At 38.7% G+C, this 23,268-nt stretch carries 18 protein-coding genes; 13 read left to right on the forward strand and 5 right to left on the reverse strand.

Annotation, left to right across the window (positions count from 1 at the left end; all coding sequences use genetic code 11):
- Positions 1-26 precede the first annotated feature (26 nt).
- The 4 genes from FW778_RS02410 (at position 27) to FW778_RS02425 (ending at position 7,798) form a co-directional block, all read left to right on the forward strand.
- Entirely contained in the window at positions 27-2,300 is a 2,274-nt protein-coding gene (locus FW778_RS02410) for a GH92 family glycosyl hydrolase (protein ID WP_150412999.1), read from the forward strand.
- A gap of 111 nt (positions 2,301-2,411) precedes the next feature.
- Positions 2,412-3,560 carry an exo-alpha-sialidase gene (locus FW778_RS02415; RefSeq protein WP_202552045.1) on the forward strand — a complete coding sequence of 383 codons (1,149 nt, stop codon included), beginning with the start codon at positions 2,412-2,414 and terminating at the stop codon, positions 3,558-3,560.
- A 111-nt stretch (positions 3,561-3,671) separates the two neighbouring features.
- On the forward strand, positions 3,672-6,296 hold the full coding sequence (locus tag FW778_RS02420) for a glycoside hydrolase family 2 protein (RefSeq protein ID WP_150413001.1): 2,625 nt from the start codon (positions 3,672-3,674) through the stop codon (positions 6,294-6,296).
- Positions 6,297-6,355: 59 nt separating this feature from the next.
- A complete protein-coding gene (locus tag FW778_RS02425; RefSeq protein ID WP_150413002.1) occupies positions 6,356-7,798 on the forward strand; it encodes an alpha-L-fucosidase in 1,443 nt (480 codons plus the stop codon).
- 71 nt (positions 7,799-7,869) lie between these two features.
- On the opposite strand, the gene FW778_RS02430 is transcribed toward FW778_RS02425, so the two are convergent.
- Both FW778_RS02430 and FW778_RS02435 read right to left on the reverse strand, forming a co-directional pair.
- Positions 7,870-8,157 (reverse strand): GNAT family N-acetyltransferase, encoded by a 288-nt coding sequence (locus FW778_RS02430; RefSeq protein WP_235906006.1) that lies wholly within the window; start codon positions 8,155-8,157, stop codon positions 7,870-7,872.
- 7 nt (positions 8,158-8,164) lie between these two features.
- Entirely contained in the window at positions 8,165-8,419 is a 255-nt protein-coding gene (locus FW778_RS02435) for a SemiSWEET transporter (RefSeq protein ID WP_150413003.1), read from the reverse strand.
- Between the two features lie 413 nt (positions 8,420-8,832).
- Between FW778_RS02435 and FW778_RS02440 the strand changes: the two genes are divergently transcribed.
- The 9 genes from FW778_RS02440 to FW778_RS02480 all read left to right on the forward strand — a co-directional run bounded on the left by FW778_RS02440 (position 8,833) and on the right by FW778_RS02480 (position 21,291).
- The gene (locus FW778_RS02440) at positions 8,833-9,972 is read left to right on the forward strand and encodes an aldose epimerase family protein (RefSeq protein ID WP_150413004.1); all 1,140 of its coding nucleotides are present in this window, start codon (positions 8,833-8,835) and stop codon (positions 9,970-9,972) included.
- Between the two features lie 52 nt (positions 9,973-10,024).
- The gene (locus FW778_RS02445) at positions 10,025-10,684 is read left to right on the forward strand and encodes an HAD family hydrolase (RefSeq protein WP_202552151.1); all 660 of its coding nucleotides are present in this window, start codon (positions 10,025-10,027) and stop codon (positions 10,682-10,684) included.
- Positions 10,685-10,963: 279 nt separating this feature from the next.
- Positions 10,964-12,628 carry a ribulokinase gene (locus tag FW778_RS02450; protein WP_150413006.1) on the forward strand — a complete coding sequence of 555 codons (1,665 nt, stop codon included), beginning with the start codon at positions 10,964-10,966 and terminating at the stop codon, positions 12,626-12,628.
- Positions 12,629-12,669: 41 nt separating this feature from the next.
- A complete protein-coding gene (locus FW778_RS02455) occupies positions 12,670-14,253 on the forward strand; it encodes an alpha-N-arabinofuranosidase (RefSeq protein ID WP_150413007.1) in 1,584 nt (527 codons plus the stop codon).
- Between the two features lie 2 nt (positions 14,254-14,255).
- Positions 14,256-14,957, forward strand: a complete 702-nt coding sequence (locus FW778_RS02460) for an L-ribulose-5-phosphate 4-epimerase (RefSeq protein WP_150413008.1) — start codon at positions 14,256-14,258, stop codon at positions 14,955-14,957.
- Positions 14,958-15,052: 95 nt separating this feature from the next.
- Positions 15,053-17,086, forward strand: coding sequence for a glycoside hydrolase family 127 protein (locus tag FW778_RS02465; RefSeq protein WP_150413009.1), 2,034 nt, complete (start codon positions 15,053-15,055; stop codon positions 17,084-17,086).
- A gap of 183 nt (positions 17,087-17,269) precedes the next feature.
- Positions 17,270-18,772: an L-arabinose isomerase gene (gene araA / locus FW778_RS02470; protein WP_150413010.1), complete on the forward strand. Its 1,503-nt coding sequence runs from the start codon at positions 17,270-17,272 to the stop codon at positions 18,770-18,772.
- A gap of 95 nt (positions 18,773-18,867) precedes the next feature.
- A complete protein-coding gene (locus FW778_RS02475; RefSeq protein ID WP_150413011.1) occupies positions 18,868-20,553 on the forward strand; it encodes a sodium:solute symporter family transporter in 1,686 nt (561 codons plus the stop codon).
- Between the two features lie 45 nt (positions 20,554-20,598).
- Complete coding sequence (locus FW778_RS02480; protein ID WP_150413012.1) at positions 20,599-21,291, forward strand: NUDIX hydrolase; 693 nt, start codon at positions 20,599-20,601, stop codon at positions 21,289-21,291.
- 70 nt (positions 21,292-21,361) lie between these two features.
- Here FW778_RS02480 and FW778_RS02485 read toward each other — a convergent pair whose 3' ends face one another.
- The 3 genes from FW778_RS02485 to FW778_RS02495 are packed head-to-tail and all read right to left on the reverse strand — an operon-like array spanning position 21,362 to position 23,268.
- Positions 21,362-21,820 carry a 4Fe-4S dicluster domain-containing protein gene (locus FW778_RS02485; protein WP_202552046.1) on the reverse strand — a complete coding sequence of 153 codons (459 nt, stop codon included), beginning with the start codon at positions 21,818-21,820 and terminating at the stop codon, positions 21,362-21,364.
- 14 nt (positions 21,821-21,834) lie between these two features.
- A complete protein-coding gene (locus FW778_RS02490) occupies positions 21,835-22,923 on the reverse strand; it encodes a hydrogenase large subunit (RefSeq protein ID WP_150413014.1) in 1,089 nt (362 codons plus the stop codon).
- A 3-nt stretch (positions 22,924-22,926) separates the two neighbouring features.
- Positions 22,927-23,268 carry an NADH-quinone oxidoreductase subunit C gene (locus tag FW778_RS02495; protein WP_150413015.1) on the reverse strand — a complete coding sequence of 114 codons (342 nt, stop codon included), beginning with the start codon at positions 23,266-23,268 and terminating at the stop codon, positions 22,927-22,929.

Below are 23,268 nucleotides of genomic sequence, written 5' to 3' on the forward strand. Positions count from 1 at the left end.
CACCAGGTTTTAAAAATCTATTTTAAATGAAAATTTTCGAACGTTTCAACTTAGTATCCGGAAAGCGTCGCTTTTTTGGAAAATATCTTTTGCTGTTATTCTTTCTGGTAAATTTTTGTTTTCGGGTAGGCCTGTCGCAGAGTGCCGTTAGTTATGTAAATCCTTACATCGGAACCGGTGGGCATGGACATGTTTTTCTCGGAGCCAATGTACCGTTCGGAGCTGTGCAATTAGGTCCTGTAAACATTTCCGAAGGATGGGACTGGTGTTCAGGTTATAATTATGCCGACTCTACTATCATTGGCTTTTCGCATACACATTTAAGCGGAACAGGCATCGGCGATTTAGGAGATATATTGGTAATGCCCACAACAGGTGAACTCATCATAAACAAAGGTTCTTTAAAAGCGCCCGGCAATTTTTCTTTGTTCAGCCATGCCGATGAAAAGGTGAGCCCCGGGTATTATTCCGTTAATTTAAAACGTTATAATATTAAAGCGGAATTAACCGCCTCAACAAGAGTAGGATTTCATCGTTATACATTTCCCGCTTCCCAGCAATCGCATATCATCATTGATTTAGTGCAGGGCATTGGCTGGGACATGCCTGTATATGGTTACATAAAAAAAATAAACGATTCCACTATTGCCGGTTATCGTTTTTCAAAAGGTTGGGCACAGGATCAAAGAATTTATTTTGCAGCGGTTTTTTCAAAACCTTTTAAAAATATCCGGTTATTTAAAAATCGAGAAATACAACCCGGCGATGTGGCGATGAGCGATAGCGTAAAAGCTGCGATAAATTTTACAACCAATGAAGGCGAAACGATTGACTTAAAAGTTGGCATATCACCGGTAAGCATGGAAAATGCAATGCTCAACATAAATACTGAAATACCTGGTTGGGATTTTGACGCGATTAAAAATAATGCTGCGGCAGCCTGGGACAGGGAATTGAGTAAAGTGATTGTAAAAACCAATGACGCAAAAGCAAAAGAAATTTTCTATACAGCTTTGTATCATTCTTTTATTGCCCCTTCTGTTTTTAACGATGTAAACGGGGATTATTATGGCACCGATAAAGAAGTACATCGCAACGCTTCCTTTACCAATCTTACCACATTTTCTTTGTGGGATACTTACCGGTGTGAAAACTCATTACTTACAATGCTGCAACCGGAAAGAGTAAGTGATATTGTCAATTCAATGCTCGCGATTTACCAGCAACAAGGCAAGCTCCCGGTATGGCATTTAATGGCCAATGAAACCAATACAATGCCCGGCAACAGTGCAACACAGGTAATTGCTGATGCTTATTTAAAAGGCATAAAAGGGTTTGATACAGCCCTTGCATATGAGGCGGTGAAGGCAACAGCCATACTCGATGAGCGGGGCATGAAATATGTAAAAAAATATGGCTTTATTCCTGCCGACAGCATGACAGAATCAGTAGCATCCGGTATGGAATATGCCATTGCAGATGGATGCACGGCATTAATGGCAAAACGTATGGGCAAAGAAGATGATTACCAATATTTCATTAAAAGGGCAGGTTATTATAAAAATTATTTCGATAGCACCACGCAATTTGTAAGGGGCAGGATTTCGTCTACGCAATGGCGTGAGCCTTTCAGCCCGTTCATTTCCCGCCACATGAAAGATGATTTTACTGAAGGCAATGCCTGGCAATATACCTGGCTTGCACCGCAGGACGTACATGGCCTTATACAATTATTGGGTGGCGATAAAAAGTTCATTAAAAAACTGGATTCCCTGTATGTTGTTAAAGGCGATATGGGTAAAGAAGCTTCCAATGATATTTCAGGATTGATAGGGCAATATGCACATGGGAATGAGCCAAGCCATCACATTGCTTATTTATATGTTTATGCGGGGCAACCCTGGAAAACGGCAGATAAAGTGCGCTATATACTTGATAGTTTGTACACAGGTAAACCGGATGGATTGAGCGGTAATGAAGACGTGGGGCAAATGTCAGCATGGTATGTAATGAGTGCATTGGGATTTTACCCGGTACATCCCGCAGGAGGTATCTATGTTTTTGGAAGCCCTTTATTTGATGAAGCAACCATTAACATCGGTAACAATAAAACCTTTACAATTTTGGCAAAAAACAATAGTCCGAAAAATAAATATATCCAGCGGGTAATGCTCAATAATAAAAATTATACGAAGGCATATTTATCCTACGCGGATATAATGAACGGCGGCAGCCTGTTAATTGAAATGGGAAAAAAGCCTTCATCAAAATGGGGAGCGGCAGTTGCTGACAGGCCGTAACGATATTTTTGTAATGCCGAAATAGGGGAAATAAAAGCATAAATCGGAATACCTGCAAAAGTAATTTGGGTGTAATTTTGCAGTTTTTACTTTTTATATAAGATGGCAATCATGCTTACTGTAAAAGGCGTTTACACTACGTCGTTATTACTTCTGTCAATGTCGTGCATTGCGCAGCACGCGCCTATAAAAAACACTTACACAAGCGAAGATGGAATTCCACATTTGATCATTGAAAGAAAAATGATCTATCACCCGGACACTGCATGGCTCTATAACCATCATGCTTCAATCACACATTTGAAAAATCTGTTTATTGCAATCTGGAGTGATGGAATGATTGATGAAGATAAGCCCGGCCAGCGTGTATTTTTCGCTGTATCAAAAGATTTTTTTCATTGGTCAGCGCCGCAGGTATTCGCTAACCCTGGTGTTTATAAAAATGACACGTTGAATGTGTTGACAGCCGCAGGGTTTCACCAGTTTAACGATACAATCGTTGCTTATTACGGAGAATATTCTCCTCATAAAACCAACACTCATCTATGGGCTAAAACATCCACTGATGGCGAGCATTGGAGCAACGCTATCAATATGCATGTTCCTGTTAATCCCAATCACGGGCCCGAAAAAATTGCCAGCGGAAGATTAATTATCAGCGGCAACTTTACATTTCCGTATACAGACGATTATCGCGGGTTAAGCGGCTGGACTATGAGTAGTTTTTACGCAGACAGTTTATATAAAGAAGATAACCCTGCAACATTTTATGCACCGGCTGAAAAAAATAATTTACCGCCACTTTGCGAAGGGTCTTTTTTTCAAACAGATGACAGTATTATTCACATGCTGCTGCGTGTAACAGGCAAAGGATGGAAAGGAAAATTATGGTTAACTGAAAGTAAAGACAATGGTGCACACTGGTCATTGCCGGTTGAAACAAATTTTACGGATAATGACAGCAAATTTCATTTTGGCCGCTTGCCTAATCGACGTTTTTATTATGCAGGTATTCCGGATACCTTGCATCATTATGCCAGAACACCGTTAGTACTTTCAATTTCAAATGACGGAAAATTGTTTGATAAAAATTATATCATTGCCGATGAACCCTATAATTTAAAGAAAGAAGGATTATGGAAAGGTGGCCAATATGGCTATCCGCATACTATGATCTACAAAGGCGATATGTATGTGATTGTATCAAGAATGAAAGAAGCAATCGAAGTGATACGTTTTAAGATTGACCAATTAAAATGATTTGAAAAAAATGTTATCCCGCAAAGAAACAACGGCACAAAGGGATTCTCTTAGTGTTGTCAGTGACTTTGTGGTAAAAGTTCAACCCATAAAAACTTAACTTAACGCTACATGAGAATTTTAAAATTATTACTCCCGCTTGTTTGTTTAATTTCTTTCAGCGCACATGCGCAGCAGTATGAACTAAATAAAGGCTGGCAATGCATCAACATAAAAAAAACAAAGGATTACGGTGAAAAAATATCGCAGCCATCTTACCACCTGAAAGGATTTATGAACGCAACCGTTCCGGGCACAGTGCTAACAAACCTGCTTGATAACAAAATGATTCCTGATCCATTTTATGCATTGAACAACGAAAAAATTCCCGACATTTATAATACAGGAAGCGACTATTATACCTATTGGTTTGTAAAAGATTTCAATGAAAAAATCAATAAAGAGGGTGATCAGGTATGGCTCCACTTCAGGGGCATCAATTATAGTTGCGACATATTTTTGAATGGTCATAAATTAAACGAAAAGAGATTTTACGGAATGTTTTTGCGCCAGCAATATAACATTACGCAATGGCTGGCAAAAGATGGGAAGAACAGGTTGGCTGTTATTGTTTATCCGCCGGATCCTGTCGGCAATCCAAATGGAGGCCAGGGCGGAGATGGTACCATCGCAAAAAATGTTTCGCACCAATATGTAGCAGGCTGGGATTGGATTCAACCAATAAGAGACCGCAACACCGGCATCTGGGATAAAGTAACCATTGAAAAAACCGGTGCTATTAATATTCAAAACGTACACGTTATAACGTTAGTGCCGGGCAAAAGATTTATTGAAGGAAACCAGGATCCTGCAACCATAAAAGTTTCCGCTGAATTATTAAATGCCGGAAACAAAACCATCGCAGGTGATTTGCAGTATGAATTAGGAGGGGAAAAAATTTCAACGCATATATCAGTAGCTGCGGGCGCTAATGTTACAGCATCATTACCCGATTTTGTTTTACAAAATCCAAAACTCTGGTGGCCCAATGGTTATGGCCCGCAAAATTTATATAACATCAATGTAAAATTTATAAATGATGATGCTGCTGCAATAAGCGATGTGGAGCATATACAATTTGGTGTACGTGAAATAAATACCAACTGGAATACTGTAACACGCAGCCGCGAGGTATTGGTGAATGGCCAGAAAATATTTATTAAAGGTGGTAACTGGATAGTGTCTGATGAGATGCTGCGTTTATCGGGCGACCGTTATGATGCTGAGATAAGGTTTCACCGCGATATGAACCTAAACCTCATTCGCGTATGGGGCGGTGCACTAACAGAGCGACCTGAATTTTATGATGCCTGTGATAAATATGGTTTGCTTGTAATGCAGGATTTCTGGAACTCCGGCGATTGCAATGGCCGGTGGCTTGATCCTATGAAAAAAGAAGATCAATGGACGAGAAGAAAATACCCCGACAGTCATCAATTATTTCTTGCTTCAGTTATTGACCAGGTAAAGATGATTCGCAATCATCCTTCCCTCGCATTGTGGTGCGGCGGAAATGAAATAACGCCTCCTGAAGATATATTAGTTGCCATGCGTGATTCAATAATACCCCAACTGGATGGCACAAGATATTTGATTGAATATTCAAACTCCGATAGCATGTCGTACAATCCTTTCGGTGGGAATGGCGACGGGCCTTACCAGATTCAAAACATCAATACATTTTGGGAACATCAGACATTTCCTTTTAACTCCGAAGTGGGTTCTGTTGGTATGGGTGATTATGCTTCGCTGGAAAGATTTATTCCAAAAGAAAATATGATCATTCCTGATTTTACATCCAGGAAAATTGATAGTGTATGGCGATATCATAAATACATCGGCTACGATCATTACATTGATGCGTATGGCAAGCCAAAAGATGTAAAAGATTTTGCTGATAAGGCACAATTGGTTAATTATGATCAGTACCGTGCATTGATGGAAGGCTTCAGCGCCCACATGTGGGAATGGTACACAGGTGTGATTATCTGGAAGACACAAAACCCTTGGACTGCCTTGCGTGGACAGATGTATGATTATTATCTTGACCCCAATGCCTGTTTGTACGGTTTGCATAACGGCAGTGAGCCTTTTCATGTTATGTATAATCCTGCAGATGGTATGGTGATGATTGCTAATAATACTTTTACATCAAAACACAATATTATGCTGCAGGTAAAAATGTATGATATGAATGGAAAAGATTCTTTACTTACGCAGGTGTTCTCAGAAATTGAGCCCACACGTTCTAAAAAATATCTTTCCGTAAAACCCTTGTTGGATAAATTAGTGAAGGATAAAGGGGCTTTTCTTTATTTATCTTTATCAGATGAAAATAAAAGATTGTTAAGTGATAATTTATACTGGTTACCCGATTCTACCGGAAATTATTCAGGGCTGCAGGAAATGAAGAAAGCAATAGTGAATGTTAGAGCAAATGAAAAAGCAAAAGGTAAAGTTGAAGTAACCGTTAGTAATTCCAAAGACAATCCCGTTGCGTTCTTTAACAGATTATCGTTAGTAAATATTTTAACAAAAAAAAGAATATTACCAACATTTTATAGTGATAATTATATTTCAGTTTTACCTGGAGAAGAAAGAAAAATTACTATAGATTACACACCCGTTGCAAATGAGAAAGCAGCGGTTGAATTATATGGCTGGAATGTAGATAAACAATATATTGACATAAAATAAAATAGTTTAAGTAGACCACTAATAGTTATTAAAGTACAATCAAAATTATCAATGTTATTATGAAAAAAATTTTTACTGCTTTTATTCTACTCATGTTTATAAAAGCACATGCACAGCAACATAATTTTTCTGATAAATATGTGGTGCCTTCCGATACACTCGTGCAACAAAAGTTAGCGCACTGGCAGGATATAAAGTTTGGGCTATTGATGCATTGGGGCACGTATAGCGAATGGGGCATTGTTGAAAGCTGGAGCATTTGTCCTGAAGATGAAGGCTGGACACAGCGTCGCGGACCTTATGCAGCTAATTATTTTGATTATGTAAAAGCATACGAAAATTTACAAACCACCTTTAATCCAACAAAATTCGATCCTGACAAATGGGCCGCGGCTGCTAAAGATGCCGGAATGAAATATGTTGTGTTCACCACCAAGCATCATGATGGCTTTTGTATGTTTGATACCAAGCAAACAGATTATAAGATCACTTCACCTAAAACACCATTCTCAACTAATCCCAAAGCGAATGTGGCCAAAGAAGTATTTGATGCATTTAGAAAAGATGGCTTTATGATCGGCGCTTATTTTTCCAAACCTGATTGGCACTGTCCCTATTATTGGTGGCCCTATTTTCCGCCAAAAGACAGAAATGTAAATTATGATCCAAAGAAATATCCTGAAAGATGGAACGATTTTAAAAATTATACTTACAGCCAAATCCAGGAATTGATGACAGGTTATGGTAAGATGGATATTCTCTGGCTGGATGGCGGATGGGTCCGTCCAAAATCTACTATTGATACAAGTGTGGAGTGGCAACGCGGCATTGTGTACGACCAGGATATTGACATGGCACGCATTGCAAAAATGGCAAGACAGAATCAGCCGGGGTTACTTGTTGTTGACAGAACCGTTAGTGGGGAATTTGAAAATTATGTTACTCCCGAACAAACCATCCCAGCAACACCAATGGAACATCCATGGGAGAGCTGCATCACCATGGGTAATTCATGGAGCTATGTGCCGCATGATCATTATAAATCAACTAACGATCTCGTACACATGCTTTTAAAAATTATTTCACGTGGCGGTAATTTTTTATTGAACATCGGCCCTTCGCCTGAAGGCGATTGGAGCGATACTGCGTATAGCCGCCTGAAGGAAATTGGTGTGTGGATGAAAGTTCACGGTAACGGCGTGTACAATACTATTCCGCTGGCACCTTATGAAGATGGAAACATTGTTTACCTTCAATCGAAAGACAAGAAGAACATGTATGTATATGTGTTAAGTGATAAAACGAATGATGTTATATTGCCTGCAAGCATAACGTTAAGCAACATAGTCGTAAACAAAAAAAGTAAAATTGTTTTATTGGATTCACCAAAAGAAAAAATAAAATTCAAAAGTGAAGGTGGCTCAACCGTGATAAGTATTCCATCAAAACTACAAAATAAAGTTGCAGGAAATTATGCGGTGGCGTTTAAGATAACTCAATAAAAAAAGGCATTCTGGTGATACAATTTCCCGGGTTGGTTCCAAATAATGCAGGGAATCGATCCGGGAAATTTTTACACATAATTTTTATCAATTAAATAATTATACTCCGGGCGCTTTTTTAAATAACTGCTCACAAAAGGACAATACACCATTACTTTTTTATTTTGACTCTTGGCCCATTCCAAACCAAAATTTGCTAAGGCAGTTGCCAGGCCTCTACCCTTTAATCTTTCGGGGACATGAGTGTGCATGAGGGCTATATCATTTTTATAAAAACGATATTGAAGTGTGGCCAATTCGCCATCCATGGTTATTTCAAATTGCTGTTGAGTCGTATTATCTGAGATATCAATATTCAATTTTTGCCTATTTATACTTTAGCTTATACGAAAGAATAATCGCTGCAAACAGAAACGTTACACTGTTTGCTACAGTAACCGGCAGGTTATGACTAAGTAGCCCATACAACAGCCAAAACAAAGTACCGAATGTAAACAGCGCATACATGTATAGAGAAATACCACTGGTGTTTTTTGTCTGAATTGTTTTTAAAGCCTGCGGCAAAAATGAAATTGTGGTACAAAATGCAGCCAGCATGCCAAGTAGGGTGATTGAATTCATTATAAACTTTTGGGACTTAATTTAATTAGTGCCGAAGGTAAATTATTTAATCACCCGCTGTTCTCTTATACATCAAAAAAAGACCCCGTAACTACCAATGCATTCAACGTCCGTTATTATCAACGGCGCATTTACAAGAATTAATAAGAGTCGGGTGAGGTAATCGCGGATTGAATTACTGCAAATATTTTATGTCTTATTTGTTTAATACATTGCGTTTATGGCTGGCCGATAGGTATGAACAGTCTGCTCATACCGATGTCTAATGCCCATGTTTGAAAATGTATTTTGGCGGGTTCAGTTCTCGCTTAATTAACTTACCCCGAAAAAAAATTAAAAAAAATATATAGGATAAATAATACTTTTGAAAATCTTAAACCACAAACAGTTTTCTATTTTCAAAAAAAAATCTTATGAAATCGATCAGCGGAACACTTGTCTTTGTTATAATTTGTACTTTATTTACCAATTGTAATAACTCATCCGAAAAAAATAAAATGGCAGCAGCAAAAGATGCAATTAGTAAAAAAGATTGGGGCGAAGTTGATGGAAAGAAAATTTACCTGTATACGCTGGAAAATAATAATGGAACTACGATGACGATTACCAATTACGGCGGCACTGTAACGTCATTTGTTACACAAGATAAAAACGGGAATAAGTCCAGCATCATTATTGGTTTCGATAGTTTGCAACCTTACCTTCAGCACCCTCCCTATTTTGGTGCATTAATTGGCCGCTATGGAAACCGCATTGGCAATGCAAAGTTTACACTGGATGGCACTACTTATAAACTTGCAGCTAATGATGGCAAGAATCATTTGCATGGCGGATTGAAAGGATTTGATAAAGTAGTTTGGGACGCGACAATTCCTAATGACAGCGTGCCGTCGCTGACTTTAAAGTATTTAAGTAAAGATGGAGAAGAAGGTTACCCGGGCAACCTCAATGTTACGGTTCAATATACTTTAAACAATGATGATGGACTCGAAATTGAATATAATGCTGAAACCGACAAAGCCACTCCTGTTAATTTAACCAACCATAGTTATTTTAATTTAACGGGCGATGTAAGCAATACAATTCTTAATCATACGCTAATGATCGATGCAGATCATTACACGCCAGTTGATACCACATTAATTCCTACCGGCGAAATTAAACCGGTGAAAGGAACGCCTTTTGATTTTACTACGGCAAAAAAAATCGGTCAGGATATTGATGCTGTTAAAGGTGGTTATGATCATAATTGGGTATTGAATAAAAAAGATACTTCATTGCAAAAAGTTGCAGAGCTTTCAGATTCGATAAGTGGAAGAACATTGGAAGTATATACAACCCAACCGGGACTTCAGTTTTATACAGGAAATTTTTTAGATGGAAAATTTGTAAACAGGGGTGGAAAACCGCTACAGGTTCATACTGCCTTATGTTTGGAAACGCAGCATTTTCCTGATTCGCCTAACAAACCAAATTTCCCCACAACGATTTTAAAACCAGGAGAAAAATATCATGCCGTTACTATTTATAAAGTGAAACTTAATAAGTCATAAGGCAACTGGTATATTTCATCTTCAATATTGCTAAACCTTTTAAATATCCATGATCACCAAAGCCTTTATTTTCGACTTAAACGGAACAATGATTGACGATATGCAGTATCACGCGGAAGCATGGTATCATATCCTAAATAACGACTTAAATGCAGGCCTGTCTTGGGATGAAGTTAAGGCCGAAATGTATGGGAAGAACGATGAATTGCTTGTAAGAATTTTCGGGGGTGATCATTTCACAAAAGAAAAAATAAAGGAGTTATCAATTGAAAAAGAAAGAAGGTATCAGAAAGCATACCTGCCCAACCTTTCCCTTATTAATGGATTACGCGAATTTTTAGAAAAAGCAAAACAGCAGCGTATCCCGATGGCAATAGGCTCTGCAGCCATTCCCTTTAATATAGATTTTGTTTTGGATAATTTAAAAATCCGCCATTATTTTCAAGCAATTGTTAGCGCCGACGATGTAACAATAAGTAAGCCCGATCCTGAAACTTTTACCAAATGCAGCGAGCTTTTAAATGTTTCCGCAAAGGATTGTATTGTTTTTGAAGATGCCCCAAAAGGAGTGGAAGCTGCGGCAAACGCTGGTATGGAAACGGTAGTGCTTACAACCATGCACAGCCAAGCGGAATTTAAGAACTTCAAAAACGTAATAGCTTTTATCAAAGATTACTCAGCAGTTGGGCCGGGCGATTTTTTAAGAAACTAGCTATTACAGGAGATGAAAATATTGGCTGAATGCAGTTTTCACTTAAAAAATTTCTTTCAAAGAAAATTAATTGTCAAAAATACAATTAATTTCCACTAAATTTATATCGCGATTTATTCTCTCAGTCGAAAGACTGTTTCCGGGAAATAATTCCTGATCTAAAATATTTTAGAAGATTGCTTGTCCCATTTGAAATAGTAGTCAATCTAAATAAATAATAAAACAGTTATTAACGCATTTAAAATATTTTTTGTTTTCTTTTAAAGATAGCTTTTAAAAATGGCTGATAAATCATATGTTATAGGAGTTGATTATGGAACAGATTCTGTTCGCTCTGTAATTCTGGATGCAGCAAACGGGGAAGAAATCGCTTCATCCGTTTTTGCTTATCCGCGGTGGAAAGATGGATTGTACTGCAATCCTCTAATCAATCAATACAGGCAACATCCACTCGACTATGTTGAGGGGCTCGAATTTACTATTAAAGAATGTCTGCGTAAAGCCGGTTCAATAGTTGCATCGGGTGTAAAAGCAATTTCTGTTGATACTACCGGCTCCTCTCCCGTTGCTGTTGATAAAACAGGTACACCGCTCGCCTTAACGCCCGGCTTTGAAAATAATCCGAACGCAATGTTTGTGCTGTGGAAAGACCATACATCAACCAAAGAAGCAGCAGAGATAAATGAACACGCATTACGATTTGATATTAATTACCTGCAATACGTTGGCGGCATCTATTCCTCAGAATGGTTCTGGGCCAAGCTGCTTCATATACTTCGTATAGACGACACCGTTAAAAATAATTGTTATTCGTGGGTAGAGCATTGCGACTGGATTCCCTTTTTATTAACGGGCGGAACTGATATACACCAAATGAAACGCGGCGTATGCTCCGCAGGGCACAAAGCCTTGTGGGCTGCTGAATACGGCGGTTTGCCACCTAATGAATTTTTCAACTCGCTGGATCCATTGCTTAATGGTTTTACTTCAAGATTATTTACTGATACTTATACCGCAGATAAACCTGCAGGCAATTTATCAAGAGAATGGTCGGAACGTTTAGGCCTGTCAACGAACGTTATTATTGGCGTTGGCGCTTTTGATGCGCACATGGGTGCAGTTGGCGGGCAAATTGAACCTTATCATTTAAGCAAAGTAATGGGAACATCCACCTGCGACATGCTGGTTGCTCCGATGGCTGACGTAAAAAATATATTGGTAAAAGGTATCTGCGGTCAGGTACCCGGCTCCGTTATACCCGGCATGATGGGGATGGAAGCCGGCCAGAGTGCATTTGGAGATACTTACGCCTGGTTTAGAAATCTTATTACCAATTCAATAAAAAATCTTTTAAACAGCTCTGATGTTATAGATGCTGCAACAGCAGATTTATTACAAAAGGAACTCAATAAAAAACTAATTAAAGAACTTTCAAATGAAGCTTTAAAAATTCCTTTACATGAAAATGATGAGCTTGCTATAGATTGGCTTAACGGAAGAAGAACCCCTGACGCCAATCAACTACTGGAAGCTTCCATAATGAATTTAAGCCTGGCAACGGATGCGCCGCACATATTTAAAGCGTTAGTTGAAGCAACATGTTTTGGCGCCAAAGCAATTGTTGACAGGTTTAACAACGAAGGTGTTCCCGTGAAAGGGTTGATTGGCCTGGGCGGAGTGGCACGTAAATCCAATTATATAATGCAGGTGATGGCAGATGTGATGAATATGCCTATCCGGATTCATAAATCAGAGCAAACCTGTGCTACCGGGGCAGCGATGTTTGCGGCAACCGCAGCAAGGATTTATGATAAAGTGGAAAATGCCATGGCTGCGATGGGACAAGGATTTGACCGGGAATTTTATCCTGATAAGACTAAAGTTGAGTTGTATAATAAGCGCTACGAAAAATATAAAATGCTGGGAAGTTTTATCGATCAATAAAGTCATATAACAACATTATAAAAAACCAAATTATAGGTAATATGAAAAATTCAGGTCGCCATCGCAAACTGGTTAGCTACAGGCAGCATATAAAAAAATTTTTATTCTTTTTCCTATGCATATTTGCCGCATCATCGTTATATGCGCAAGCTGTCCAGATAACTTTATCAGATACCTCGCATGAAAAAATCAGCAAATACATTTACGGGCAGTTTGCAGAACATTTGGGCCATTGTATTTATGACGGCTTTTGGGTGGATGCTAATTTGAATGTCCCTAAAAAAGACCGTATACGCTTAGACGTTGTGGAAGCTTTGAAAAAGATTCAGATTCCTGACTTGCGTTGGCCGGGCGGATGCTTTGCAGATCAATACCACTGGAGCGACGGTATTGGCGACCGAAGCAAAAGGCCGCAGCGTGTGAACACCTCCTGGGGAATGGTTACGGAAGATAACAGTTTTGGTACTGACGAATTTTTGGAACTCTGTAAACTTATCGGCTGCGAACCATACATAGCAGGCAACGTGGGAACAGGCACCCCGCAGGAAATGGAAGACTGGCTTGAATATTTAAACTTCAACGGCAAAAGCACGCTGGCTGATCTGCGCCGCAAGAACGGACATGATGCGCCTTACAACGTTTCCCTTTGGGGTGTGGGTAACGAAAGCTGGGGCTGCGGCGGCAATATGACACCGGAGTTTTATGCCAATCTATATAAGCGTTATGCAGAGTTTTGCAAAAATTATCCCGGCACATCATTGAAGAAAATTGCCAGCGGCGCCAACTCCGATGATTACCACTGGACGGATGTGTGCATGAAAGATATTCCTTTGAGAGACATGTGGGGCCTTTCAATGCACTATTATACAGTAGTGAACAACTGGCAGCATAAAGGTTCTGCTACTTCATTTGATGAAAGCGAATATTTTAAAGGATTAAAAAATTGCCTGCATATTGAAGATTTAATTAACAAGCACAGCGCAATAATGGATAAATACGATCCACAGAAAAAAGTTGCGCTTGCCGTAGATGAATGGGGAATTTGGACTGACCCTGAACCCGGTACTAACGGAGCATTTTTATACCAGCAAAACAGTTTACGCGATGCATTGATTGCCGCATCAACTTTAAATATTTTTAATAACCATTGTGATAGGATAAGGGTGGCAAACCTGGCTCAAACGGTAAATGTGTTGCAATCATTAATTCTAACTGACAAAGAAAAAATGCTGCTCACGCCCACTTATTATGTTTTCGATTTGTACAAAAAACACCAGGACGCTACGTTGCTGCCGTTGCAGTTTACAAGTCCACAATATACTTTTGGAAATGAAAGTATACCGGCCATAAATGCGTCCGCATCAAAAGATAGCACGGGCGCTATTCATATTACTTTGGTAAACCTTGATGCCAGGAAAAAGATAACCGTGAACGCAGCTATGCCGGAATCATCAATGAAAAAAAGCAGTGGAGAAATTTTGACTTCTAAAAAATTTAATGATATCAATACTTTCGAAAAACCCTATAAAGTAAAGAACGAAATATTTTCAGACTTCAAAACCAATGGAAAAACATTATCAGTTAATTTGCCTCCAATGAGCGTAGTGCTGATAACGCTTCAATAATTATGAAGAAGTACGAATACATCCGGCAAGCCGCATACGAAGCGAATATGCAATTACCAAAATTAGGCCTGGTGCTTTTTACTTTCGGTAATGTAAGTGCGGCAGACAGGAATGAAAAAGTTTTTGCCATCAAACCAAGTGGTGTTCCCTACGACCAGCTTTCTGCCGAAAAAATGGTAATTGTAGATTTTGACGGAAATACTATTGAAGGCGATCTGCGTCCTTCATCTGATACGCTGACGCACGCTGTGCTCTACAAGCATTTTGAAACGATTGGCGGAATTGCACATACGCATTCCTGTTATGCTACCGCATGGGCGCAAAGTCTTCGGGACATTCCTGTTTATGGCACTACACATGCTGATCATACAACTTACGATATTCCGTGCGCAGCGCCTATGAGTGATGAAATGATTAAAGGTAATTACGAGTACGAAACAGGTTTCCAGATTATTAGTGCGTTGAAAGAAAAAAATATTAGCTACGAAGAAATGGAAATGATCCTGGTAGGGAATCATGCACCATTTACCTGGGGCAAAACTGCTGAAAAGGCGGTATATAACAGTGCCGTACTCGAAAATATTGCGCAGATGGCTTTTATAACAGAATCAATAAAAGCAGATGCATTGCGGCTGAAAGATGCTTTAATAAAAAAACATTACGAGAGAAAGCACGGAAAAGACAGCTATTATGGACAGGGTTAAAGCTTAAGACAAAACGCAACGCAGAATCCGTTAGACGAAGAGAAACTATTAATAGAATATATTATGATGACCAGCTTCAATCAAAATAAATCTATATGAAAAATATTTTTCTCCCGGTATTTATCGGGCTCATCAGTTTATTTATTTCCGATATTATTCCGGCACAAAAAAGAGATTACTCCATAAAATCTGTTTCTTTTACCAATGTAAAACTTACCGATAAGTTTTGGCTGCCAAGAATCGAAACTAACAGGCTGGTAACAATTCCCGCGTCTTTTGAACGATGTGATAAAACAGGCCGCGTTAAAAATTTTGTATTGGCTGCAACGCACACGGGCAAATTTTGCAGCATTTATCCCTTTGATGATACAGATATTTATAAAACAATTGAAGGTGCTTCTTACTCCATAAGTTTGTTTCCAGACCCTAAGATGTCTGCTTATCTTGATTCATTGATTGCAATAATTGGCAAGGCACAGGAACCTGATGGTTATTTATACACGGCCCGTTCCATTGATCCTGCGCATCCCTTTTCATGGGCCGGTAGTGAGCGATGGATAAACGAAAGGCAGCTAAGCCATGAACTGTACAACGCGGGTCATTTGTATGAAGCAGCCGCTGCACATTACCTGGCAACAGGAGAAAAAAATCTATTGAATATTGCATTAAAAAATGCAGACCTCGTTTGCTCTGTGTTTGGCCCCGCTGCCAATCAAAGGCACACAGCGCCCGGACATGAAGTAGTTGAAATGGGGTTGGTAAAATTGTATCGCATTACGGGTGAAAAAAAATATCTTAATACCGCAAAATATTTCGTTGAAGAAAGAGGCCATGATGTAAGCTACGATTCTACCAGTAAAGATGAATGGAAAAACGGCGCTTACTGGCAGGATAATATTCCTGTTGTCGATCAAACAGAAGCAGAAGGCCATGCTGTTCGTGCAGGATATTTATATTCTGCAATGGCTGATGTGGCAGCACTTACTGGCGATACGCTTTTAGAAAATGCTGTTGATAAAATATGGAATAATGTAGTAAATAAAAAAATGTATGTACAGGGAGGAGTTGGCGCAATAGGTGATGGTGAACGCTTTGGTGATAATTATGAATTGCCTAATGCAACGGCTTATAACGAAACATGTGCGGCCATTGCACAGGTGTTATGGAACGAGCGCATGTTTTTATTACATGGCGATAGTAAATATATCGACGTACTCGAAAAAACATTATACAATGGATTGATATCAGGTATTGGCCTTGATGGAAAATCTTTTTTTTATACCAATGCCATGCAGGTTAAAAATAGTTTTTCCGGCGGAGACCTTGAAGCAACACGTTCTGGCTGGTTTCCGTGTTCATGTTGCCCCACAAATTTGGTTCGGCTCATACCTTCAATCCCCGGATATGTTTATGCTCAACAGGATGATAAAATCTTTGCCAATTTATTTATAAGCAGCAATACATCATTTAATATATCCGGCAAGCAGGTTGATATTGTACAACAAAATAATTACCCGTGGGATGGCGACTTATTATTTAATGTCAATCCAAAATCAACTGTAAACTTTTCATTCTTAATACGCATACCGGGCTGGGCTAAGGGTGCTGCAATGCCTTCCGACCTGTATTCGTTTCAACAAAAATTAAATAAAAAAGTTACTATAAAAGTGAATGGAAAAGCTGTTGATTACAAAACAGAAAACGGGTATGCAATTCTTAATAGAACCTGGCATAAGAATGATAAAGTGGAAGTAGAACTACCAATGGAAGTAAGAAAGGTAGTTGCAAATAATAACGTGAAAGACGATATGGGCAAAATTGCTTTACAACGTGGGCCATTAGTGTATTGTGCAGAATGGATAGACAATAATGGGAAAGCAAGCAATCTTATTATTCCTTCAAACACAAGTTTTACTTCTGATTTTAATCCCAATAAATTAAATGGGATAGAAGAAATTAAAGCACAAGTTCCTGCGGTTGTTATCGGTAATAATGGTGATGGTATAAAAACAGTTCAGCAATCATTTACCGCTATTCCATATTACGCGTGGGCCAACAGGGTCAAAGGAGAAATGATGATTTGGTTTCCTGAAAAAATTCAGGATGTTGATTTAATTGCGGGTAAATAAAATAAGTGGTGTATGAGTTTCCCACAAAGACACGAGGAGCACAAAGTTTTTTTAAATGATACTTAGTGGTCTTTGTGTCTTAGTGGGAAAAATTTTCAACTGCAGACGCTTTCAATAAACAATAAAATAACATTTTCAGTAAAATAATTCTATTCAAAAAATTATCGCATAACAATAAATGACATGATTAATCTTAAAAAATTTGAAGTTTGGTTTGTAACAGGCAGCCAGCATTTGTATGGTGAAGAAACATTAAAGCTGGTGGCCGAACATTCACAAATTATTGCAACATCGTTTAATGCTTCGCCACAAATCCCCGTGCAGGTTGTGTTTAAGCCAACTGTAAAATCGGCCGAAGAAATTTATAAAATTTGTGAAGAAGCAAATGTTGCAAAAGATTGTATAGGAGTTATTGCATGGATGCATACTTTTTCCCCGGCAAAAATGTGGATTGGCGGACTAAAGATTTTACAAAAACCAATGTTGCATTTGCACACACAATTCAATCGTGATATTCCATGGAATAAGATTGATATGGATTTTATGAATCTTAATCAAAGTGCGCATGGCGATCGTGAGTTTGGTTTTATAATGAGCCGTATGCGCATCAACAGGAAAGTTATTACAGGCCATTGGCAGAATAGTTCAGTTCTTGAACAAATTAATGCATGGACCAGAACGGCCGCGGGTTGGCACGATTGGCAGAACGCTAAGTTTGCACGCTTTGGCGATAATATGCGCAACGTAGCAGTTACAGAAGGCGATAAAGTAGAAGCTGAAATTAAATTCGGATATTCAGTAAATACTTATGGTATTGGCGATTTGGTAAAAGTGGTGAATGAAACTAGTGATGCAGCTATAGGTAAACTTGTTAAAGAATATGCGGATAACTATGCATTGTCTTCAACTTTATTGAAAGGTAAAAAACAACATCAGTCATTACGTGAAGCAGCAAGAATTGAAATAGGATTACAAACATTTTTAGAAGAAGGGAATTTCAAAGGCTTTACCGATACATTTGAAGACCTACATGGACTAGCACAACTACCCGGTATTGCATCGCAACGTTTAATGGCAAAGGGCTATGGGTTTGCAGCAGAAGGCGATTGGAAAACTGCAGCGTTAGTACGTGCTATGAAAGTAATGGGTAGTGGATTGAAAGGCGGTAATTCTTTTATGGAAGATTATACCTATCATTTTGAACCGGGCAATGAAATGGTTTTGGGTTCTCACATGCTGGAGATATGCCCGTCCATTGCAAATGCCAAACCTTCCTGCGAAATTCATCCGTTAGGTATCGGAGGCAAAGCAGATCCTGTGCGTTTAGTCTTTAACGTTAGTGGCGGCGCCGCGTTGAATGCATCCCTGATTGATATGGGTAATCGTTTCCGTTTGCTCGTAAATACTGTGGAGGCGGTGAAACCCAAACATCAATTACCAAAGCTGCCTGTTGCAAGGGTTTTATGGAAGCCTTATCCTGATATGAAAACAGCCTGCACTTCATGGATATTGGCGGGTGGTGCTCATCATACTTGTTTCAGTCAAAATTTAACGGCAGAGCACCTGGAAGATTTTGCGGCAATGGCAAATATTGAATTTGTTTTGATTGATAAAGAAACCAAACTCCGTGAACTTAAAAATGAATTGCGGTGGAGTGAAGTGTATTACCAGTTAAACAATAAATAAAATATACAACACGTAATTAATTTACATTAGGCACATATCAACTTTTAAATTAGGTTTATAAATTATTATACTAAAACCTCCAACCACGATTGCTTATGAACAAGACGTTTGCATTTACCGACTATGCAATTTTTATTATTTATTTTATTATAGTAGCCGGCTACGGCTATTATATTTATAATAAACGCAAAAGGAACGAGCATGATGCCAAAGCATTTTTCCTTGCCGAAGGGACCCTTACCTGGTGGGCCATTGGCGCTTCGTTAATTGCATCTAACATCTCCGCAGAACAATTTATCGGCATGAGCGGTGAAGGGTTTTTCCTGGGCATTGCGGTTGCTGCTTACGAATGGATCGCGGCCATCGCTTTGATTATTGTTGCTGTTTGGTTTATCCCAGTTTATTTGAAGAATCATATTTACACTATGCCTCAATTTTTAAAAACGAGGTACAATGAAACGGTGGCATTAATCATGGCCATCTTTTGGTTATTCCTATATGTGTTTGTAAATCTCACCTCCATTTTATATCTAGGGGCCGTAGCGATCAATGGTATTACCGGCGGTGGTTACCTGCATGTGATCATGATAGGACTGTCCGTTTTTGCATTAATCATTTCGTTGGGCGGAATGAAGGTAATCGGGTATACTGATGTTATACAAGTGGCAGTTTTAATTATCGGTGGATTAGTTACTACTTATATAGCCTTGACTGTAGTAGGTGAAAAGTTCGGCTATGGCCCCGATGCTATTGCCGGGTTTAAGGCACTAATGCACAATGCGCCGGAACATTTTAAAATGATTATTCCCAGGCCAACAGCGGCATCTACACAAAATGAAGTGAACAAGTATCTTACTTTTCCCGGCCTTGCTTCTTATCTTGCCGGTATTTGGATCATCAATCTTAATTATTGGGGATGTAATCAATATATTACGCAACGGGCTTTGGGAGCCGATTTACAGACTGCGAGAACCGGGATTTTATTTGCAGGATTTCTAAAATTATTAATGCCTCTTATTGTAATGTTGCCGGGCATAGCCGCATACGTTCTTTATTCAAAAGGCTATCTTCCTAAATTGGTTGGTGGTAAAGACGGAGCCTACTCGGCCATACTCGAATTTCTGCCTACCGGGCTGAAAGGCCTATCTGTGGCGGCTTTAACAGCAGCAATTGTAGCTTCGTTAGCCGGTAAAGTAAATAGTATTTCAACAATTTATACGCTTGACATTCATAAAAAATATATCAACAAAGAAGCCAATGAAAAAAAGCAGGTGATCATTGGTAGAGTAACGGTTTTTGCTGCCATGATACTTGCTGTGCTTTTTACATGGCACGATTTGTTAGGCATCGGCGGAGTTGGAGGTTTCACATATATCCAAAAATATACAGGCTTCATCAGCCCCGGTGTATTTGCCATGTTCTTACTTGGAATGTTTTGGAAAAGAACAACAGGTCTGGCGGCCATAGTAGGTGTTATAGTCGGATTTCTGTTCTCTGTTTTCTTTAATGAAATGGCGCCACAGGTGCTAGGCCACGAGAATTTTCTCTATACCGCCTATGCCAATGGAAACGGTGGTTATGAAATTCCATTTCACATCTGTATGGGCTTATCATTCATGTTCACCATGATCATCATGATTGCCATAAGCTTGGGTGGCCCAAAGATAAATCCCAAAGCTTTTGAACTGGATAAGAGTATGTTTAAATTAAAACCACAAACCATCCTTTTAATTGTTCTTACCCTTTTAGTGCTAACAACTTTGTATGTTAAGTTCTGGTAATTTATTTTTACTCCATCTAAAATTATAAGAACAAATTAAACAAGTATGAAAGGTATTAACGAATATAAGGTACACGACAGAATGCTAATAGCAGTGGACTGTATCATCTTTGGCTTTGACGGAAAAGATTTAAAAGCATTATTGATAAAAAGAGGATTTGAGCCCGGCCTGGGAAAGTGGTCTTTAATGGGTGGATTTGTAAAGACAGAAGAAAGCATTGATAAAGGCGCATCCCGCATTCTCGAAATGCTTACCGGCCTTACCAATATTTATATGGAGCAATTGTATTGCTTTGGTGATGTAGATCGCGACCCTGCTGACCGCGTTGTTTCTGTGGCCTATTTTGCTTTAATAAAACTTGATGATTATAAGCCTGAGTTAATGAAAGAGCACAATGCGAAATGGTTTAATATAAGGCACATCCCCACAATGGTTTTTGATCATAAGAAAATGATATTAATGGCTAAAGAAAGCCTTCGCCAAAAAGTAGCTACGCATCCTATAGGCTTTGAATTATTGCCTGAAAAATTTACGCTTGCTCAATTGCAGAATCTATATGAAACGATTTATGAAACAACTTTTGACAAACGTAATTTTTTAAGAAAAATATTATCATTAGATATCCTTAAAAAATTAAATGAGAAAGAAAAATTGCTTTCCAAAAAAGGAAGCTTCTATTATACGTTCGATCATAATAAGTATAAAAAACTTCAGCGTGAGGGATTAAAATTCATTTAATTGATTTATTGGTTATTGTTCTTGATTGAATAAAATAGCATTGGGACGTTTTATACAATTGAAATTGCTTTCAAGATTTAGCTTCTTTTTTTTCCATCTCTGTTTTTATTGCAGCTGCTTTTTCAGCAGCCAGCCTTTTCTTTTCGGCCGCATAAGCCGCTCGGCTCATTAAGGCTTCACCATACAAAATATTCCATCCGTTGTTTATATTTTCTTCTTTCAATGCACATTTTGCAGGGACATTGGTTTGAAAGATGGCGCCTTCCTTCGGACATGCACGAACACATTCTGAACAATAAATACAAACGGCCCGGTTAAAATGATAAGTCTGCTTTCCATCCATAGCCTGCGAAAAAACAATAGCGCCCGGGGGGCAAGCCATTTCACACCGGCGACACCAGATGCACAAGTTTTCATTAAAACCAATCATTCCCCTGTAATCATCCGGTATAAAAGTTTGTTCAAACGGGTATTTAATTGTAACCGGCTTCTTAAATAAATTCAGGATCGCTTTAAAAAATGTTTTCATCGTAAAATATTTAATCATCTTGATGTACATGAAAGGCATGGATCATAAGATGCAATAATAGCAGGAGCGCTCCCATACTCATTCCCTTTAAATGCTTCTACCATGGCAGGGATATTAGAAAATGTGGGCGCTTTAATTTTTAAACGTTCCAGTATTTGCGTCTTGTTTCCTTTAGCATAATAAAATAATTCGCCGCGTGGAGCCTCAAGTCTTGCAACCGCTTCACCATCAGGAAACGTTTTTGTTTCCGTAACAAGTGCCGATTCAGGTAACCCGTTTATAATATTTTCAATGATTCGCATTGATACATACAATTCACGCAAACGAACCATGTTGCGGGCATGAACATCTCCTGCTTTATCTAACACCATTTCAAAACCAACTTCTTTCCACGGTAGCAGATCGTCGTATTCATTGCGAACATCAGCTGCAAGCCCCGTTGCTCTCGCAAAAGGGCCAACCACATTCAGTCTCAAAGCGTCTTCTTTTGTAATGAGTCCAACACCTTTGTTCTTTAAAGATAATGTCCAGTTATTTTGATAGATGTCAACCAGTTCATCTAATTGTGGTTTAAAAATTTTCAATCGTTCTAAAATCATTTTACCAACTTCCGGTTTTAAGTCCCGGGCAACTCCACCCACTATTGAAAAATCATATTGAATACGATTGCCGCACACCGCCTCAAGCAGTTCCATAGCAAACTCACGATATTGCATTGTTTTCATAAACAGAGCTTCAAAGCCCGAGTTTTCCGCCACATGACTTAAGCATAATAAATGCGAATGGATTCTATCCAATTCAATAACAAGCATTCTAAGATATTTGGCACGACGTGGAACTTCAATTTTAATTAATTTCTCCGCTACCTGCGAGTAGGCGGTTGTATGCGATACGGAACACAAGCCACAAACACGGCCTACGACAAAACTCACCTGGCGGAATTTAAACTTTGAACAACACGCCTGCTCTATTCCGCGGTGTACATAATATACATTGGCAACTGTATCAACAATTTTTTCGTTTTCTGTTGTAAACTTAAAATGAAGAGGTTCTAGTAATGAAATATGCTGTGCGCCTAAAGGTATCTCGTATTGTTTTCCCATAACTTATTTTTTCTTTCTTAAAGGACCACTTTCAAAATCAGGTTCCAATACAAAACCTTTTGCTGTATTTTGAATTTTAATATTCATCAGATCCACCAGTTCTGCTTCAGCTACCCACGAAGATTCAACAATATCCCTGATAGATGGTATTTCCTCATCTGGATTAATCTGAACACAAAAAGCAATAATATTTGATGGGTTAGCATACTCGCAAAAAAACCATTGCACTTCAATTTTTTCTCCGAGGTCAACCGCATTGATAACCACAAAATGGTACAAATCCGGCTTGTAAAAATTACGGATGTCGTCTTTTACTTTATCAATTGATGTTTCAATTCTATTCAT

Source organism: Ginsengibacter hankyongi (assembly GCF_008710285.1).
GTDB lineage: Bacteria > Bacteroidota > Bacteroidia > Chitinophagales > Chitinophagaceae > Ginsengibacter > Ginsengibacter hankyongi.

Excerpts from the sequence above, each read along its gene's own strand:
- FW778_RS02410 (WP_150412999.1), top strand. The coding sequence starts at position 27 with ATGAAAATTTTCGAACGTTTCAACTTAGTATCCGGAAAGCGTCGCTTT.
- FW778_RS02415 (WP_202552045.1), top strand. The coding sequence starts at position 2,412 with ATGCTTACTGTAAAAGGCGTTTACACTACGTCGTTATTACTTCTGTCA.
- FW778_RS02420 (WP_150413001.1), top strand. The coding sequence starts at position 3,672 with ATGAGAATTTTAAAATTATTACTCCCGCTTGTTTGTTTAATTTCTTTC.
- FW778_RS02425 (WP_150413002.1), top strand. The coding sequence starts at position 6,356 with ATGAAAAAAATTTTTACTGCTTTTATTCTACTCATGTTTATAAAAGCA.
- FW778_RS02435 (WP_150413003.1), bottom strand. The coding sequence starts at position 8,419 with ATGAATTCAATCACCCTACTTGGCATGCTGGCTGCATTTTGTACCACA.
- FW778_RS02440 (WP_150413004.1), top strand. The coding sequence starts at position 8,833 with ATGAAATCGATCAGCGGAACACTTGTCTTTGTTATAATTTGTACTTTA.
- FW778_RS02450 (WP_150413006.1), top strand. The coding sequence starts at position 10,964 with ATGGCTGATAAATCATATGTTATAGGAGTTGATTATGGAACAGATTCT.
- FW778_RS02455 (WP_150413007.1), top strand. The coding sequence starts at position 12,670 with ATGAAAAATTCAGGTCGCCATCGCAAACTGGTTAGCTACAGGCAGCAT.
- FW778_RS02460 (WP_150413008.1), top strand. The coding sequence starts at position 14,256 with ATGAAGAAGTACGAATACATCCGGCAAGCCGCATACGAAGCGAATATG.
- FW778_RS02465 (WP_150413009.1), top strand. The coding sequence starts at position 15,053 with ATGAAAAATATTTTTCTCCCGGTATTTATCGGGCTCATCAGTTTATTT.
- araA (WP_150413010.1), top strand. The coding sequence starts at position 17,270 with ATGATTAATCTTAAAAAATTTGAAGTTTGGTTTGTAACAGGCAGCCAG.
- FW778_RS02475 (WP_150413011.1), top strand. The coding sequence starts at position 18,868 with ATGAACAAGACGTTTGCATTTACCGACTATGCAATTTTTATTATTTAT.
- FW778_RS02480 (WP_150413012.1), top strand. The coding sequence starts at position 20,599 with ATGAAAGGTATTAACGAATATAAGGTACACGACAGAATGCTAATAGCA.
- FW778_RS02485 (WP_202552046.1), bottom strand. The coding sequence starts at position 21,820 with ATGAAAACATTTTTTAAAGCGATCCTGAATTTATTTAAGAAGCCGGTT.
- FW778_RS02490 (WP_150413014.1), bottom strand. The coding sequence starts at position 22,923 with ATGGGAAAACAATACGAGATACCTTTAGGCGCACAGCATATTTCATTA.
- FW778_RS02495 (WP_150413015.1), bottom strand. The coding sequence starts at position 23,268 with ATGAATAGAATTGAAACATCAATTGATAAAGTAAAAGACGACATCCGT.